The following is a 13,459-nucleotide window of genomic DNA, read 5'->3' as shown; positions in this document are numbered from 1 at the left end:
CCGCTTTTTTCCACGAACCCCGACAGCCTGCGAGACCTCACCACCATGTCCACCTCCACCACCCTGGACGCCGCTGCCGGTCTGCCGCTGGGCCCCGGCCATGCCGCACCCCCTGGTGCCCACAGCCATGGGCCCGGCGCGCCTGCCCTCACACCCTCGTCCTCCCCGGCCCCTGCCCCGGTGAAGGGCGACTATTCCCACTACAAAGTCGTACCCGCGCGCTACCGGGCACGGGCGGCCGGCACGGTGTTTGCCGCCGTGGTCATCGCGCTGGTGCTGTACTCGGTGTTCACCAACCCGCGCTGGGGCTGGAGCATCTTCGGCGAGTATTTCTTCTCGGAACCCGTGCTGGTGGGCCTGGGCCGCACGCTGCTGCTGACCGCGCTGGGGGCGCTGTTCGGATTCACGCTGGGCACGGCGCTGGCGCTGGCCCGGGTGTCGCGTTCGCCGCTGCTGGCGGGGCTGTCGTGGACCTTCATCTGGATCTTCCGGTCCATCCCGGTCATCGTGCTGCTGCTCATCATCAACAACCTGGGCTACCTGTACGAGACCGTGAGCCTGGGCGTGCCGTTCACCAGCTGGACGTTCTTCTCGTACCCCACCACGCAGCTCATCAGCCCCTTTGTGGCGGCGCTGATCGGCCTCACGCTGAACCAGGCAGCGTTTGCGTCGGAGATCGTGCGCGGCGGCATTTTGTCGGTGGACCAGGGGCAGCTCGAAGCAGCGGCCGCACTGGGCCTGCCGCGCCGCCGCCAGGCGTTTCGCATCGTGCTGCCGCAGGCCATGCGGTCCATCTTGCCCGCAGGCTTCAACGACATCATCGGGCTGGCCAAGGGCACGTCCAACGTGTACATCCTGGCCCTGCCCGAGCTGTTCTACACCATCCAGATCATCTACCGCCGCAACCTGGAGGTGATCCCGCTGCTGATGGTGGCGACCGTGTGGTACCTGGTGATCCTCACGGTGCTGTCGCTGCTGCAGTACTACATCGAGCGGCATTTTTCCAAGGGTGCGCTGCGCAGCCTGCCGCCGTCGATCTTCAGCGGCATTGCGCAGCGCCTGTGGCTTGCGCGGCGCGTGGCCGTTCAAGGTGATACAGCCGTGACCGCACCGCCAGCAGCGCCCACGCCCGCCGTGGCCACCGTGCCGCGCTGGACGGGCGAGCTCAACCGCGGTGGTGAAGTCACCATCCACGGCGTGTCCAAGAGCTACGGCGCCCTGCGAGTGCTCAAGGATGTGACGCTGACCGTGCCGCCTGGCAGCGTCACGGTGATCCTGGGGCAGTCCGGCTCGGGCAAGTCGACCTTGCTGCGCACCATCAACCACCTGGAGCGGGTGGACGATGGTTTCATTGCCATCGATGGCGAGTTGATCGGCTACCGCCAGGACGCGGACACGCTGTTCGAGTTGGGCGAGAAGGACATCCTCCAACGCCGGGTGGATGTGGGCATGGTGTTCCAGAACTTCAACCTGTTCCCGCACCTCACGGTGCTGGAGAACATCGTCGAAGCCCCAGTCACCGTGCGCCGGCTGCCCCGTGCAGAAGCCGAAGCGCTGGCGCTGGAGCTGCTGGCGCGCGTGGGCCTGTCCGACAAGGCACACAGCTATCCGCGGCAACTCTCTGGCGGGCAGCAGCAGCGCGTGGCCATAGCACGGGCCCTGGCGCTCAAGCCCAAGGTGCTGCTGTTCGACGAGCCCACCTCTGCGCTCGACCCCGAACTGGTGGGCGAGGTGCTCGATGTCATCAAGGAGCTGGCGCGCACCGGCACCACGCTCATCATCGTGACGCACGAGATCGGCTTTGCCCGCGAAGTGGCCGACACGGTCGTCTTCATGGAGCAGGGCCGCGTGCTGGAGACCGGCACACCCGCCAAGGTGTTCAGCCAGCCCGACCACCCCCGCACGGCGGAGTTCCTGGCCAAGGTGCTCTGAGCAGCCGGCACACCTCACATTCCCCCACCCGCAGCGGCCTTTCTGGGCCAACCGGCCTGTAGCCCAGGCCGGGCTGCGGCATGGGCGCCGCTGTGATCTGCGCGATTTGTTCTTCCTGTTTCTGTTTTCTTGACCCATCCATTGCATCCCCGGAGCCGATCCATGACCCTTGTGAACCGAACCCTCGCAGCCCTGGCACTGGCCGCTGCGTCCATCGCCGCACTGGCGCCCATCCACGCTGCTGCGCAGGCCATCGACCTGAGCCCCGAGCAGCCCACGCGCCCCCGCTCGCAGAAGGTGGACGAGGCGATCAAGCTCGTCGCCAAGGATTTCAAGTTTGCGAAGGAGGGTGTGCTCACCGTGGGCACCACCACGGGCCGGCTGCCGTTTGGCGCCTACGCCACCGACAACAAGACGCCCGTGGGCAACGCGCCGGACATCGCACAGCTGGTGGCCGACAGCCTGGGGCGCAAGCTGGAGCTGGTGTCCGTCGCCTGGGCCGACTGGCCGCTGGGCCTGCAGTCGGGCAAGTTCGACGTGGTGATCTCCAACGTCACCGTGACCGAGGAGCGCAAGGAGAAGTTCGACTTCTCGACCTACCGCAACGACCAGCTGGGCGTGTACGTGAAGGCCGACAGCAAGATCACGTCGGTGAAGGAGCCCAAGGATGTGGCGGGCCTGAAGGTGGTGGTGGGCGCGAGCACCAACCAGGAGCAGATCCTGCTGCGCTGGAACCAGCAGAACATCGCCGCGGGCCTCAAGCCCGTGGACATCCAGTACTACGACGACGATGTGGTGCTGTACCTGGCGCTGGCCTCGGGCCGCGCCGACGCGTACTTGGCACCCAACGGCATCGCCGCGCACAACGCACGCGATGGCAAGACGAAACTGGTGGGCACCTTCTCGGGCGGCTGGCCGCAGGCGGCCGAGATTGCCGTGACCTCGCGCAAGGGCTCGGGCATTGCCGACGCGATCACCACGGCGCTGAACGCGCAGATCAAGAACGGCAACTACGCCAAGGCGCTCGAGCGCTGGAACCTGCAGTCCGAGGCCATCCAGGTCTCGCGCACCAACCCTCCCGGCCTGCCCAAGAAGTAAGCCTGCGGCCTTCAAGGACTGTTCATGACTCTCCATTCCCTGTCGCGCCGCAGCGTCGTGGCCCTGGCTTCCGCGTGCGCGCTGTCCTGCGCGTGGACCGTGGCCGGTGCTGCCACCGCGTTCGACTTCAGCCCCGAGCAAAAGGGCCGCATCCGCGCCGAGAAAGACGCAGCGGCCGTCCAGGCCATTCCGAAGAATTTCAAGTTCGTGAAGGAGGGCGTCTTCACCGTGGCGATCGCGCCGTTTGCGCCGCCCATCGCCACGTATGCCAGCGACGCCAAGACGGTGGTGGGGTTCGATCCGGACTATGCGCAGCTCATTGCCGACGCGCTGGGGCTCAAGCTCGAACTGCTTCCGATTGCCTGGGCCGACTGGCCGCTCGGGCTCACCTCGGGCAAGTACGACGCGGTGATCTCCAACGTGGGTGTGACGGAGCAGCGCAAGGAGAAGTACGACTTCTCCACGTACCGCCTGGGGCTGCACGGTTTTTATGTGCGGGCCGACAGCAAGATCACCTCCATCAAGGAGCCCAAGGACATTGCGGGACTCAAGGTCATCACCGGATCGGGCACCAACCAGGAGCGCATCCTGCTGGAGTGGAGCAAGCAGAACGTCGCCGCGGGCCTCAAGCCCGTGGAGCCCGTGTACTTCGACGACGACGCTGCGCGCATCCTGGGTGTGATCTCGGGCCGGGCCGACGCCAACTTCAACCCCAACGCGCCGCAGGCCTACCACGCGGCCAAGGACGGCAAGATCAAGCTCGTGGGCACGGTGAACGCGGGCTGGCCGCTCAAGTCCGACGTGGCCATCACCACGCGCAGGGGATCGGGCCTGGCCAATGTGCTGACGCTGGCCACCAACGGGCTCATCAAGAACGGCAAGTACACGCAGGCGCTGCAGCGCTGGAGCTTGCTGGAGGAGGCCTTGCCCAAATCGGAAACCAATCCGCCCGGCCTACCGAAGTTTTGAGCCCTTGGAGCCCCCATTGCTTTAAAAAATACAAAACCGTTCGCGCTGAGCTTGTCCAAGCGTCGCGCAAGGCTTCGACAGGCTCAGCCCGAACGGTATGGGTGTCCCTGGAGGGGGCGCATCTGTGGACTGGCGGAGCCAGATCCACGGGTGCGCTGGTATTGGGGCGCGCGGGTTGCGAGTGCTGTGGGCACGTCGCACGAGATTCTGGAGCGCCTGCGACAGGACCCGTCGTGCCGCAGGTGCAGGTGCAGGTGCAGGTGCAGGTGCAGGCGCTGCGGCTGGAGCTGCCGTACGACTTCAGCGTCGACGACTGTGCGCAGATCCTGAGCGACACCGCGCTGTACATCGCACCGGAACTCGGCTGGTCACCGGCTGCTGCGGAGCCCGGGGCCCCGGTGGTCACTGCCCGGCGCGTGCGGCGGACACTTCGCGGCCCAGATCGATCACGGCCATCGCGTAGTAGCTCGACCAGTTGTAGCGGGTGATGGCGTAGAAGTTCTCGGTGCCTGCCACGTAGCTGGCGGCATCGCCGCCGTTTTGCAGTTCGATCAAGGCCAGCGGGCCGGTGTGCTGCACACCCGCGGCGTCCAGCACCGCGCCCTTGGCCTGCATGCTGGCCACGCTGAAAGTGGGCAGGATGTCGGGGGCCATCAGGTCATCGAGCTGCAGGCGTGCGGCATCGAACTGCACGCCGAAGTGCGTGGGCATGCCCGGCGTCCACCCGTGGCCGCGAAAGTAGTTGGCGACCGAGCCGATGGCGTCGGCCGGGCTGTTGAACAGGTCCACACGCCCGTCGCCATCGAAGTCGATGGCATAGCGCACCCAGCTCGACGGCATGAACTGGCCCAGGCCCATGGCGCCGGCGTAGCTGCCGCGGGCGTCGAACGGGTCGGTGTTGCTGCGGTTGGTGAAGCTCAGGAACTGCTCGAGCTCGCGGCGGAAGAACTCGGTGCGCTCCTTGGCGCGCGGGTGGGCCGAGGGGAAGTCGAAGGCCAGCGTGGCCAGGGCGTCCATCACGCGGAAGTTGCCCATCTGCTGGCCGTAGATGGTTTCCACGCCGATGATGCCCACGATGATCTCTGCGGGCACGCCGTACTCGCGCTCGGCCCGCGCAAGCGCTGCCTCGTTCTGCTGCCAAAACCGCACGCCCGCGCGGATGCGGATGGGCTCGACAAAGCGGCTGCGGTACACGCGCCAGTTCTTGGCCGTGCCCTTGGCAGGTGGCAGCATCAGGCGGGGCACCTGCGTGAGGAACTGGGCCTGGCCGATGGCCTGGCGCACCCACTCGCGGTCCAGGTCGCGGCGCGCGGCCAGGTCGTCGGCAAACTGCAGCGCTTCGGGGCGGGTGGCGTACAGGACGGCGGGCTGCCGGGCGGGCGCTGCGCTGCTCTTACCCGTGGGTTTCGGGGCTTTTTGCGTGTTAGCGCTGGCTGGGATGGAGAGGAATGCTACCAATGTGATAGCAATTGCAAGGGCGGTCCGGCTCAAGGGGTTCAGCATGTCCGATGTCGGTGGATTCAATGGGGTGCGGGCTTGGGCCACGGCAGGCTGCGGAACTCGCTGCGCAACGTGCCGAGTTCAGCGCCGGGGTCGGGGGCATAGCGCAGGCGCTCCAGGCGCAGCAGCCAGTCGGCCACCGCCGCGGCCGGGGTGCCGAATTGTGCCTGCACACGCTCGGCCATCGCGCGGGGAGGCAGGTTGTCCGGCAACGCCAGGCCTGCCTTCGCCAGCCGCTGGCGCGTGCGCGCCAGCAGCCGCAGCCACGGGTCGTGCTGGCTGCGCTCCCACAGGCCCCAGGCCCCGGCCACCACGGCAGCCGTGATGATCAGGTAGCCGAGCACCGTGGTCAGGTCCTGCCAGCTGGGTGATTCGAACCCCAGGGCCTTGAGCAGGTCCATCTGGCGGCTCTGGGTGTAGTTGAGCACCCATTGGTTCCAGCTGTTGTTGACGGCTTCCCAGACGGCGCGCAGGCTCTGGGTCATGCCCATGGTGCCCATTGCCGCAGCGAAAGCGCCCTGGGGGGCCCGCAGGCGCTGGAACTGGCCGACGCGGCCGGGGGACACCGCACCGGTCGGGTCCACGCGCACCCAGCCGCGGCCTTCCATCCAGACTTCGGCCCAGGCATGGGCATCGGCGTTGCGCACGGTCCAGTAGCCATCCACCGGGTTGCGCTCGCCGCCCTGGTAGCCGGTGACGATGCGCGCAGGCACGTCCATGGCGCGCATCAGGATGACGAAAGCGGAGGCGATGTGCTCGCAAAAGCCTTCCTTGCGGTCGAACCAGAATTCGTCGGCGGTGTGCTCGCCAAAGACGCCCGGGTCCAGGGAATAGCTGTATCCGCCGGTGCGCAGGCGTTGCAGGGCTGCATTGACGAGGGCCTGCGCCCCTCCGCCGGACAGGGCGGGGTCTGCCCGCATCTGCGTGGCCAACTCCAGGGTGCGCGGGTTGAAGCCGGGCGGCAGCTCGGTGTGCACGCGCAATGGGCGCACCGATTGCTGGGGGCCATGGCGGAACTCCGGGTAGCTCACGGCCTGATAGCGCAGCACCTCCGTGATGGGGCGCGTCGTCAGCCACTGCAGGTCCTGCGTCATGTACGCCTGCATGTTGGGCAGGCTGGGCGCGTCGGGGGTGGCTTCCAGCACCATGAGCCAGGGTTGCCGCTGAGGTTCGAGCGTCACTTCGTACCGCACCGCGGGCCCGCTGGTCTGCAGGTTGGCCGGCAGGGCCACACGAGCGGCCCATGCGCTGTCTTCGCGAAACGGTTCCGCATTCCACTGCCGGCCGTCGAAGCCCGTCAAGACGGGGCCTCGGAAGTAGAGCATCGCCTGGGGCGGCACATCGTCGACGCTCCCTTCGAAGCGCAAGCGGATCGCCACGCGCTCATCAAGCGCGATCTCGGCCATGTCGCCGATCTTCATCGTGCCCGACAGGCCGCTGCGCCCGGTGAGGTTCTCGCTGGGCATGCCCCACAACGGCGCCATGCGGGGGAACAACATGAACAGCGCCACCATGATCGGGGCACCCAGCAATGCCATGGTGCCTGCGATGCGGAAGGTCTGCGTAAGGGCAGGGCGCCCGACGGGCATGTGCGCATTGACCAGGGCCATGAGCAGGCCCATCAGCGCCACCAGCATGGCCGCCGCCGTGGGCAGCGACTGCGAGAAGAAGAAATTGCTGAGCATCGTGAAGAAGCCCAGGAAGAACACCACCATGGCGTCGCGCCGGGCGCGCAGCTCCAGCATCTTGAGCACCAGCAGCAACACGATCAGCGTCACCCCGGCGTCGCGACCGAGGATGGTGCGGTGGGTGAGCAGCGTGCCCACCACCGCCAGCGCCAGCAGCGCGGCCACCGTCCAGCGGCCCGGCAGGGCCTTGCCCTGGATGGCCAGCCAGCCGCGCCACAGCAGCAGCCCGCCCGCAAGCACGGTGGTCCACACCGGAAGGTTGGGGACCTGCGGGGCGATGACCCAGACGATCACGAACAACAGGAACAGCGTGTCGCGCGCGTCGCGCGGCAGGGAGGTCAGCGTTTGGCGCAGGGTCATTGCGAAAGGGTCACGCTCGGCGTTCCGGTGAATGGTTTGCTATTGAAAACATAGCTTTCGGGGCTGATGGGTGTTGCGGAAGGGGTGGTTCGGTGGTGTGGTCAGCACAGCGCCAGCGCCTCCAGGCAACGCCTGCGGTGCGCGACGCCGGTGTCGGGGTGGATTTCCACGCCCGGCAGGCGCAGTCCATATTCCAGCCCCAGCCGGTCGGCCTGCAGCACCCAGGCCGCAAGGCGCGAAATGCGTGCCTCATGGTCGGGCAGCGTGGCGCGCGCCAGGTCCAGCCACAGCTCCTGCCGCTGGGCCTGTTGCGCATCCCGGCTGACCAGGTCATCCGTGCCCGTGCCCAAGGTCTTGGCCGCCTTCTTCCAGACCACCAGCTTCAAAGGGTCGCCGCGCCGGTAGGCGCGCACACCGTCGAACTCGCCGATGCCCTGGGTCGGCGTGCTGCCGGAGCCGCCCGCGCGCGGCTCCCCCGCAGGCAGGGGTGGGGCGGGTGTTTCCGGCATGGGGTAGACCAGCACCTGGGCGGCGGGGCGCCAGTATGTCCACACCCGGAAGGTGCCCAGCGGAAACCGGGTCTCGGCGGTGAGGGTGGGCACACGGTGCAGACCCCGGCGCTCTGGCTTGAAGGCCACCTGCACGCTGGCCTGCCCCTGCGCCGGCACGTCCGTCCAGGCCCAGTGGTGCGGCTCCTTGCCCGTGCCGTGCACCGACAGCGCAATGCCGTAGCGGGGCGTCTTGCGCTCGCTGGACACCTGGATGTCGAACGCCGTGCTGGTGCCCATGAAATGCGGATCCGGCGCTTTCAGGTGCAGCGTGAGGCCGCGCAGGTTGGCGTGACAGATGTGCATGCCGATCACCGCGCTGCCTGCGAGCAGAAACGTCAGCAGATAGCCCAGGTTGAGCTGGTAGTTGATGGAGGCGATGAGCAGGACGATCAGCGTCAGCGCCAGCATCCAGCCGGCCCCCGTGGGCAGGATGTAGACATTGCGCTGGGTGAGGGTCAGCGTGTCGTTCAGCGGCAACCGGCCCTGCCACCAGTGCTGAAAGCGCCGGCGCAGCGGGGCCAGGGGGCTCAGCCGGGCCGCCAGGGCGCGCCAGCGCGCCAGGGGCGATGGGGGGAGCGATGCGGCGGAGTCCATGGGTCAGGGCAGGGGAACGGCTTCCACCATGGCCCGCACCTGCTCCACCGCCCCGCGCCCCGCATCCCCCACGGGCACCAGGCGGTGGGCGATCGTCTGCGGCAGCACGGCCTGTACGTCGTCGGGGGCCACGTAGTCGCGCCCGCTGATGAGCGCCTGGGCCTTGGCGGCGCGCACCAGGGCAATGCCCGCGCGTGGCGACAGGCCCTGCAAGAACCAGCGGCCCGAGCGGGTGGCGGCGATCAGGTCCTGCACATAGTTCAGCAGCGGGTCGGCGGTGTGCACAGCCACCACCTGGCGCTGCAGTTCGGCCAGCTCCTCGTCCGACAGCAGGGGCAGCATGGTGTCCACCATGTCGCGGCGGTCGGCGCCCGCCAGCAGCACGCGTTCGGCCGCGCGGTCGGGGTAGCCGATGGAGATGCGCATCAGAAAGCGGTCGAGCTGCGACTCGGGCAGCGCGAAGGTACCCAGCTGGTCATGCGGGTTCTGCGTGGCGATGACGAAGAACGGGTGGGGCAGGGCGCGCGTCTCGCCCTCGACCGACACCTGCTTTTCTTCCATGGCCTCGAGCAGGGCACTCTGGGTCTTGGGGCTGGCGCGGTTGATCTCGTCGGCCAGCAGCACCTGGGCAAACACCGGGCCGGGGTGGAACACGAAGGACTCCTTGCCCCGCTCGTACACCGACACCCCGGTCAGGTCGCTGGGCATCAGGTCGGCCGTGAACTGAACGCGGGAAAACTGCAGGCCGAAGGTGCGTGACAGCGCATGCGCCAGCGTGGTCTTGCCCACCCCTGGCACGTCTTCGATGAGCAGGTGCCCGCCCGCCAGCAGGCAGGCCACGCAGTCCTGTACCTGGGCCTGTTTGCCCACGATCACCGTGTTAAGCTGATCCAGTAAGGATTTGATCTTGTGCTGTGCATTCATAGCGCGACGTTATCCGAAAAACACCAAAAATTGCGATACGCGGGGACAAGACTGTGAGCAAGACGGGCTATTTCACCCACCGGGACTGTTGGAAGCACGAGATGGGCCCGGGCCACCCTGAATGCCCCGAACGGCTGGATGCCATCGAAGACCGCTTGCTGGTCACCGGTGTGGGCGATGCGCTGGAGCGCTACGACGCCCCCGAGGCGTCGCTCGCCGACATCGAACTGGCCCACGGCCGCATGCACATTGCCGCGTTGCGCGGCCTGTCCGACCGGCTCAACGAAGAGCTGATGGCGGGCGGCCCCCATTACGCGCAGATCGACACCGATACCTCCATCAACGCCCACACCTGGAAGGCCTCGCTGCGTGCCGCCGGTGCGGCGCTGGCCGCGACCGATGCGGTGATGGCCGGGGAGATCGAGAACGCGTTCTGCTCGGTGCGCCCGCCCGGCCACCACGCCTGCCGCGACAAGGCCATGGGATTTTGTTTCTTCAACAACGTGGCGGTGGCGGCCAAGTACGCGCTGCAGCGCTACAACCTGCAGCGGGTGGCGGTGGTGGACTTCGACGTGCACCACGGCAACGGCACCGAGGACATCCTGGCCAATGACCCGCGTGCGCTGATGGTCAGCATCTTCCAGCACCCGTTCTATCCGTACAGCGGCGACCAGGATCCGGCGCCCAACATGGTCAACGTGCCCGTGCCGGCGTACACCCGCGGCATGGACATCCGCGAGATCATCGAGATGATGTGGATGCCCCGGCTGGAGGCCTTCAAGCCCGAGATGATCTTTGTGAGCGCGGGCTTCGACGGCCACCGCGAGGACGACATGGGCCAGCTGGGCCTGACCGAGCAGGACTACGCCTGGATCACCCAGCGGGTGAAGGATGTGGCGCGCAAGTTCTCCAAGGGGCGGATCGTGTCGTGCCTGGAAGGCGGCTATGTGATGGGGCCGCTCGCGCGCAGCGTGGAGGCGCATCTGCGGGTCCTTGCGGATCTTTAGGGATGCTCTGCACGAATCAAGCGGAAAGTGGGCGCTGCGGATCGGGAGGGGCTGCAAGGCGCAAAACGCAGCAATAGCTGGAGCTATTGCGAGTATTTGCAACGCTGCAGACTGCCCGAGCCCGCAGATGCCGACGACGCGCTGATTCGTGCAGAGCATCCCTGGCTCCCCCTGAGCCGCCTGCGGCGTCTTCCCCCTGAGGGGGACACGCCACCCGTGGCCTGGCGGAGCCAGTTCCACGGTGGCGCTGGCATGGCAGCGTGCTTGGCTTGACGCTCGCTGTCTATGAATAGAAAAGATATGACGACCTTGAACTCTGAACAATTGCTGCTGGTCACCCGCGATGCGCGCGGCGTGGTCACCCTGACCCTGAACGACCCTGCGCGCTTCAACGCGCTGGGCACCGAGATGCTGTCCGCGCTGCAGCAGGCACTGGACGCTGCGGGCCGCGACGAGTCCGTGCGCGTGGTGGTGCTGGCCGCAGCGGGCAGGGCCTTCTGCGCGGGCCACAACTTGAAGGACATGGCGGCGAACCCCGAGCCCGCCTACTACCAGAAGCTGTTTGCCCAGTGCAGCCGCATGATGCTCACCATCCACAAGCTGCCCGTGCCGGTGATTGCGCGCGTGCAGGGCATGGCCACCGCTGCGGGCTGCCAGCTGGTGGCGCAGTGCGACCTGGCCGTGGCGGCCGACACCGCCAGCTTTGCGACCAGCGGTATCCACTACGGTCTGTTCTGCGCCACGCCCAGCGTGCCGCTGGTGCGCAATGTGCCGGCCAAGCGGGCGATGGAGATGCTGCTGACGGGTGACTTCATCGACGCGCCCACGGCGTTGGCCCAGGGGCTGGTCAACCGCGTCGCACCGGCCGAAGCGCTGGAGGCCGAGGTGGAAAAGCTGGTGCAGTCGATCGTGAACAAGCCCCGCGTGGCGGTGGCCATGGGCAAGGCGCTGGTGTACCAGCAGCGCGAACTGGGCATGGACGCTGCCTACCAGTTGGCGGGCCAGGCCATGGCCACGAACATGATGGACGCCGCTGCGCAGGAAGGCGCGCGCGCCTTTGCCGACAAGCGCCAGCCTGCATGGAAACAATGAACGCCATGGCTGCCGACCCCACCTTGATGCTCGACGACCTGGGGCGCTGGGCCGAAGCCTTTGTGCGGCCCACGGTACTGGTGGAACTGGCCGCGCTGGTGGCCTGTGTGGGCCTGGCCTGGTGGCTGGTCACGCTGCTGCAGCGCGGGCTGCACCACGGGGACTCCCGCTCGATCCTGTTCGGGGCCCGCGTCATCGACGGCGCGCTGTTCCCATTGGCGCTGCTGAGCCTGGCCTACGTGGCCCGCACCTCGCTGATGCACTGGATGCCGCTGGCGGTGTTCCGCGTGGCGATCCCGGTGCTGGTGTCATTGGTGGTGATCCGCATCGGCGTGAAGGTGCTGCAGGCCGCGTACCCGGACGCCGCCTGGGTGCGGCCCATCGAGCGGTCGATCTCGTGGCTGGCGTGGCTGGGGATGGTGCTGTGGGTCACGGGCCTGCTGCCGATGGTGCTGGAGGAGCTGGACCAGATCCACTGGAAGGTGGGTGGCTCCAACCTGTCGGTGCGCACCCTCATCGAAGGAGCGCTCACCGCAGGCGCCGTGCTGCTGATCGCGCTGTGGATATCGGCCGCCATCGAGGCGCGCCTGCTGCGCGCGGCCACGGGCGCCGAGCTGTCGCTGCGCAAGGCGGTGAGCAATGCGGTGCGGGCCCTGCTGATTTTCGTGGGCCTGATCATGGCGCTTTCGGCCGTGGGCATCGATCTGACGGCGCTGTCGGTGCTGGGCGGGGCCATCGGCGTGGGGCTGGGCTTCGGCCTGCAAAAACTCGCGTCCAACTATGTGAGTGGCTTCGTGATCCTGGCCGAACGCAGCATGCGCATTGGCGACAACGTGCGCGTGGACAATTTTGAAGGCCGCATCACCGACATCAGGGCGCGCTACACCGTGGTGCGCTCGTCCACGGGCCGGGAGTCGATCGTGCCCAACGAGATGCTGATCATCCAGCGGGTGGAGAACCTGTCGCTGGCCGACACCCGGGTGTGGCTCTCCACGGTGGTCAGCGTGGCGTACGAGACCGATGTCGAGCTGGTCACCGGCCTGCTGGCCGAGGCGGCACTGGCCAGCAGCCGCGTGCTGCGCGACCCCGCGCCCAGCGTGGCCTTGTCGGCGTTCGGGGCCGATGGCCTGGAGTTCACCGTGGGCTTCTGGATCGCCGACCCGGAGAACGGCTCGCTCGGCCTGCGGTCCGAGATCAACCGCGCCATCCTCAAGGCTTTGCGCGCCCACCAGATCGAAATCCCTTACCCCCAGCGGGTCATGCATGTGCAGGTCGATGGGGCACTGCCTGCGGCTCTGGCGCCAGCGGCTGCGCCTGCCACGCCGTCCGATGCGGCTCCGTAGGCCCTGACGCAGACCCCGGTTGCCGCATGCGACAGCCGCACTGGACAAGTGGCCGCTGCAGTCGCCTATAATCCGGAAAAAGCACGATCGTTCTTTTTTCTGATCCTGCACGCTGTGTCCCGGCTCCGTAGCACTCTCGCTGCAGCGCGGCATAGAATGTTCTAGTTTACGTAAACGTCAATTCAACCAACTCTAGGAGCCGCAGCAATGAAGGTCTTGGTCCCTGTCAAGCGCGTGGTGGACTACAACGTGAAGGTCCGCGTCAAATCGGACAATACGGGTGTGGACATCGCGAACGTGAAGATGAGCATGAACCCCTTTGACGAGATCGCCGTCGAAGAGGCCGTGCGCCTGAAAGAAAAGGGCCTGGTGACCGAAGTCATCGCTGTGTCCTGCGGCGT

The 13,459-nt window shown here is 67.3% G+C and carries 11 protein-coding genes; 7 read left to right on the top strand and 4 right to left on the bottom strand.

What is annotated here, in order from left to right:
- The first annotated feature begins 45 nt into the window (after positions 1-45).
- The 3 genes from ASG27_RS27880 to ASG27_RS14130 all read left to right on the top strand — a co-directional run bounded on the left by ASG27_RS27880 (position 46) and on the right by ASG27_RS14130 (position 3,999).
- Positions 46-1,932: an amino acid ABC transporter permease/ATP-binding protein gene (locus ASG27_RS27880; RefSeq protein ID WP_082485946.1), complete on the top strand. Its 1,887-nt coding sequence runs from the start codon at positions 46-48 to the stop codon at positions 1,930-1,932.
- Between the two features lie 162 nt (positions 1,933-2,094).
- Positions 2,095-3,030 (top strand): ABC transporter substrate-binding protein, encoded by a 936-nt coding sequence (locus ASG27_RS14135; RefSeq protein WP_056416996.1) that lies wholly within the window; start codon positions 2,095-2,097, stop codon positions 3,028-3,030.
- Positions 3,031-3,054: 24 nt separating this feature from the next.
- Positions 3,055-3,999 (top strand): ABC transporter substrate-binding protein, encoded by a 945-nt coding sequence (locus ASG27_RS14130; RefSeq protein ID WP_056416997.1) that lies wholly within the window; start codon positions 3,055-3,057, stop codon positions 3,997-3,999.
- A gap of 402 nt (positions 4,000-4,401) precedes the next feature.
- On the opposite strand, the gene mltB is transcribed toward ASG27_RS14130, so the two are convergent.
- The 4 genes from mltB to ASG27_RS14110 form a co-directional block, all read right to left on the bottom strand.
- Entirely contained in the window at positions 4,402-5,502 is a 1,101-nt protein-coding gene (gene mltB, locus ASG27_RS14125) for a lytic murein transglycosylase B (protein WP_082485947.1), read from the bottom strand.
- A gap of 17 nt (positions 5,503-5,519) precedes the next feature.
- A complete protein-coding gene (locus tag ASG27_RS14120) occupies positions 5,520-7,547 on the bottom strand; it encodes a transglutaminase family protein (RefSeq protein WP_056417001.1) in 2,028 nt (675 codons plus the stop codon).
- Between the two features lie 101 nt (positions 7,548-7,648).
- Complete coding sequence (locus ASG27_RS14115) at positions 7,649-8,692, bottom strand: DUF58 domain-containing protein (protein WP_056417004.1); 1,044 nt, start codon at positions 8,690-8,692, stop codon at positions 7,649-7,651.
- 3 nt (positions 8,693-8,695) lie between these two features.
- Positions 8,696-9,616, bottom strand: a complete 921-nt coding sequence (locus ASG27_RS14110) for an AAA family ATPase (RefSeq protein ID WP_056417005.1) — start codon at positions 9,614-9,616, stop codon at positions 8,696-8,698.
- 53 nt (positions 9,617-9,669) lie between these two features.
- On the opposite strand from ASG27_RS14110, the gene ASG27_RS14105 reads away from it, so the two are divergent.
- The 4 genes from ASG27_RS14105 to ASG27_RS14090 all read left to right on the top strand — a co-directional run.
- Positions 9,670-10,623, top strand: coding sequence for a histone deacetylase family protein (locus ASG27_RS14105; RefSeq protein WP_200912426.1), 954 nt, complete (start codon positions 9,670-9,672; stop codon positions 10,621-10,623).
- A 300-nt stretch (positions 10,624-10,923) separates the two neighbouring features.
- Positions 10,924-11,715: an enoyl-CoA hydratase gene (locus ASG27_RS14100; protein WP_056417010.1), complete on the top strand. Its 792-nt coding sequence runs from the start codon at positions 10,924-10,926 to the stop codon at positions 11,713-11,715.
- Positions 11,712-13,058 (top strand): mechanosensitive ion channel family protein, encoded by a 1,347-nt coding sequence (locus tag ASG27_RS14095; protein ID WP_156370681.1) that lies wholly within the window; start codon positions 11,712-11,714, stop codon positions 13,056-13,058. Before ASG27_RS14100 ends, ASG27_RS14095 begins: the two co-directional genes overlap by 4 nt.
- Before the next feature lie 207 nt (positions 13,059-13,265).
- The coding region (locus ASG27_RS14090) for an electron transfer flavoprotein subunit beta/FixA family protein (protein WP_442854267.1) at positions 13,266-13,459 on the top strand (194 nt) is incomplete at its 3' end.

The organism is Acidovorax sp. Leaf191, assembly GCF_001424425.1.
Classification (GTDB): Bacteria; Pseudomonadota; Gammaproteobacteria; order Burkholderiales; family Burkholderiaceae_C; genus Acidovorax.
The sequence above is the reverse complement of the archived record's forward strand: the minus strand, read 5'-3'. Positions and strand labels throughout refer to the sequence as shown.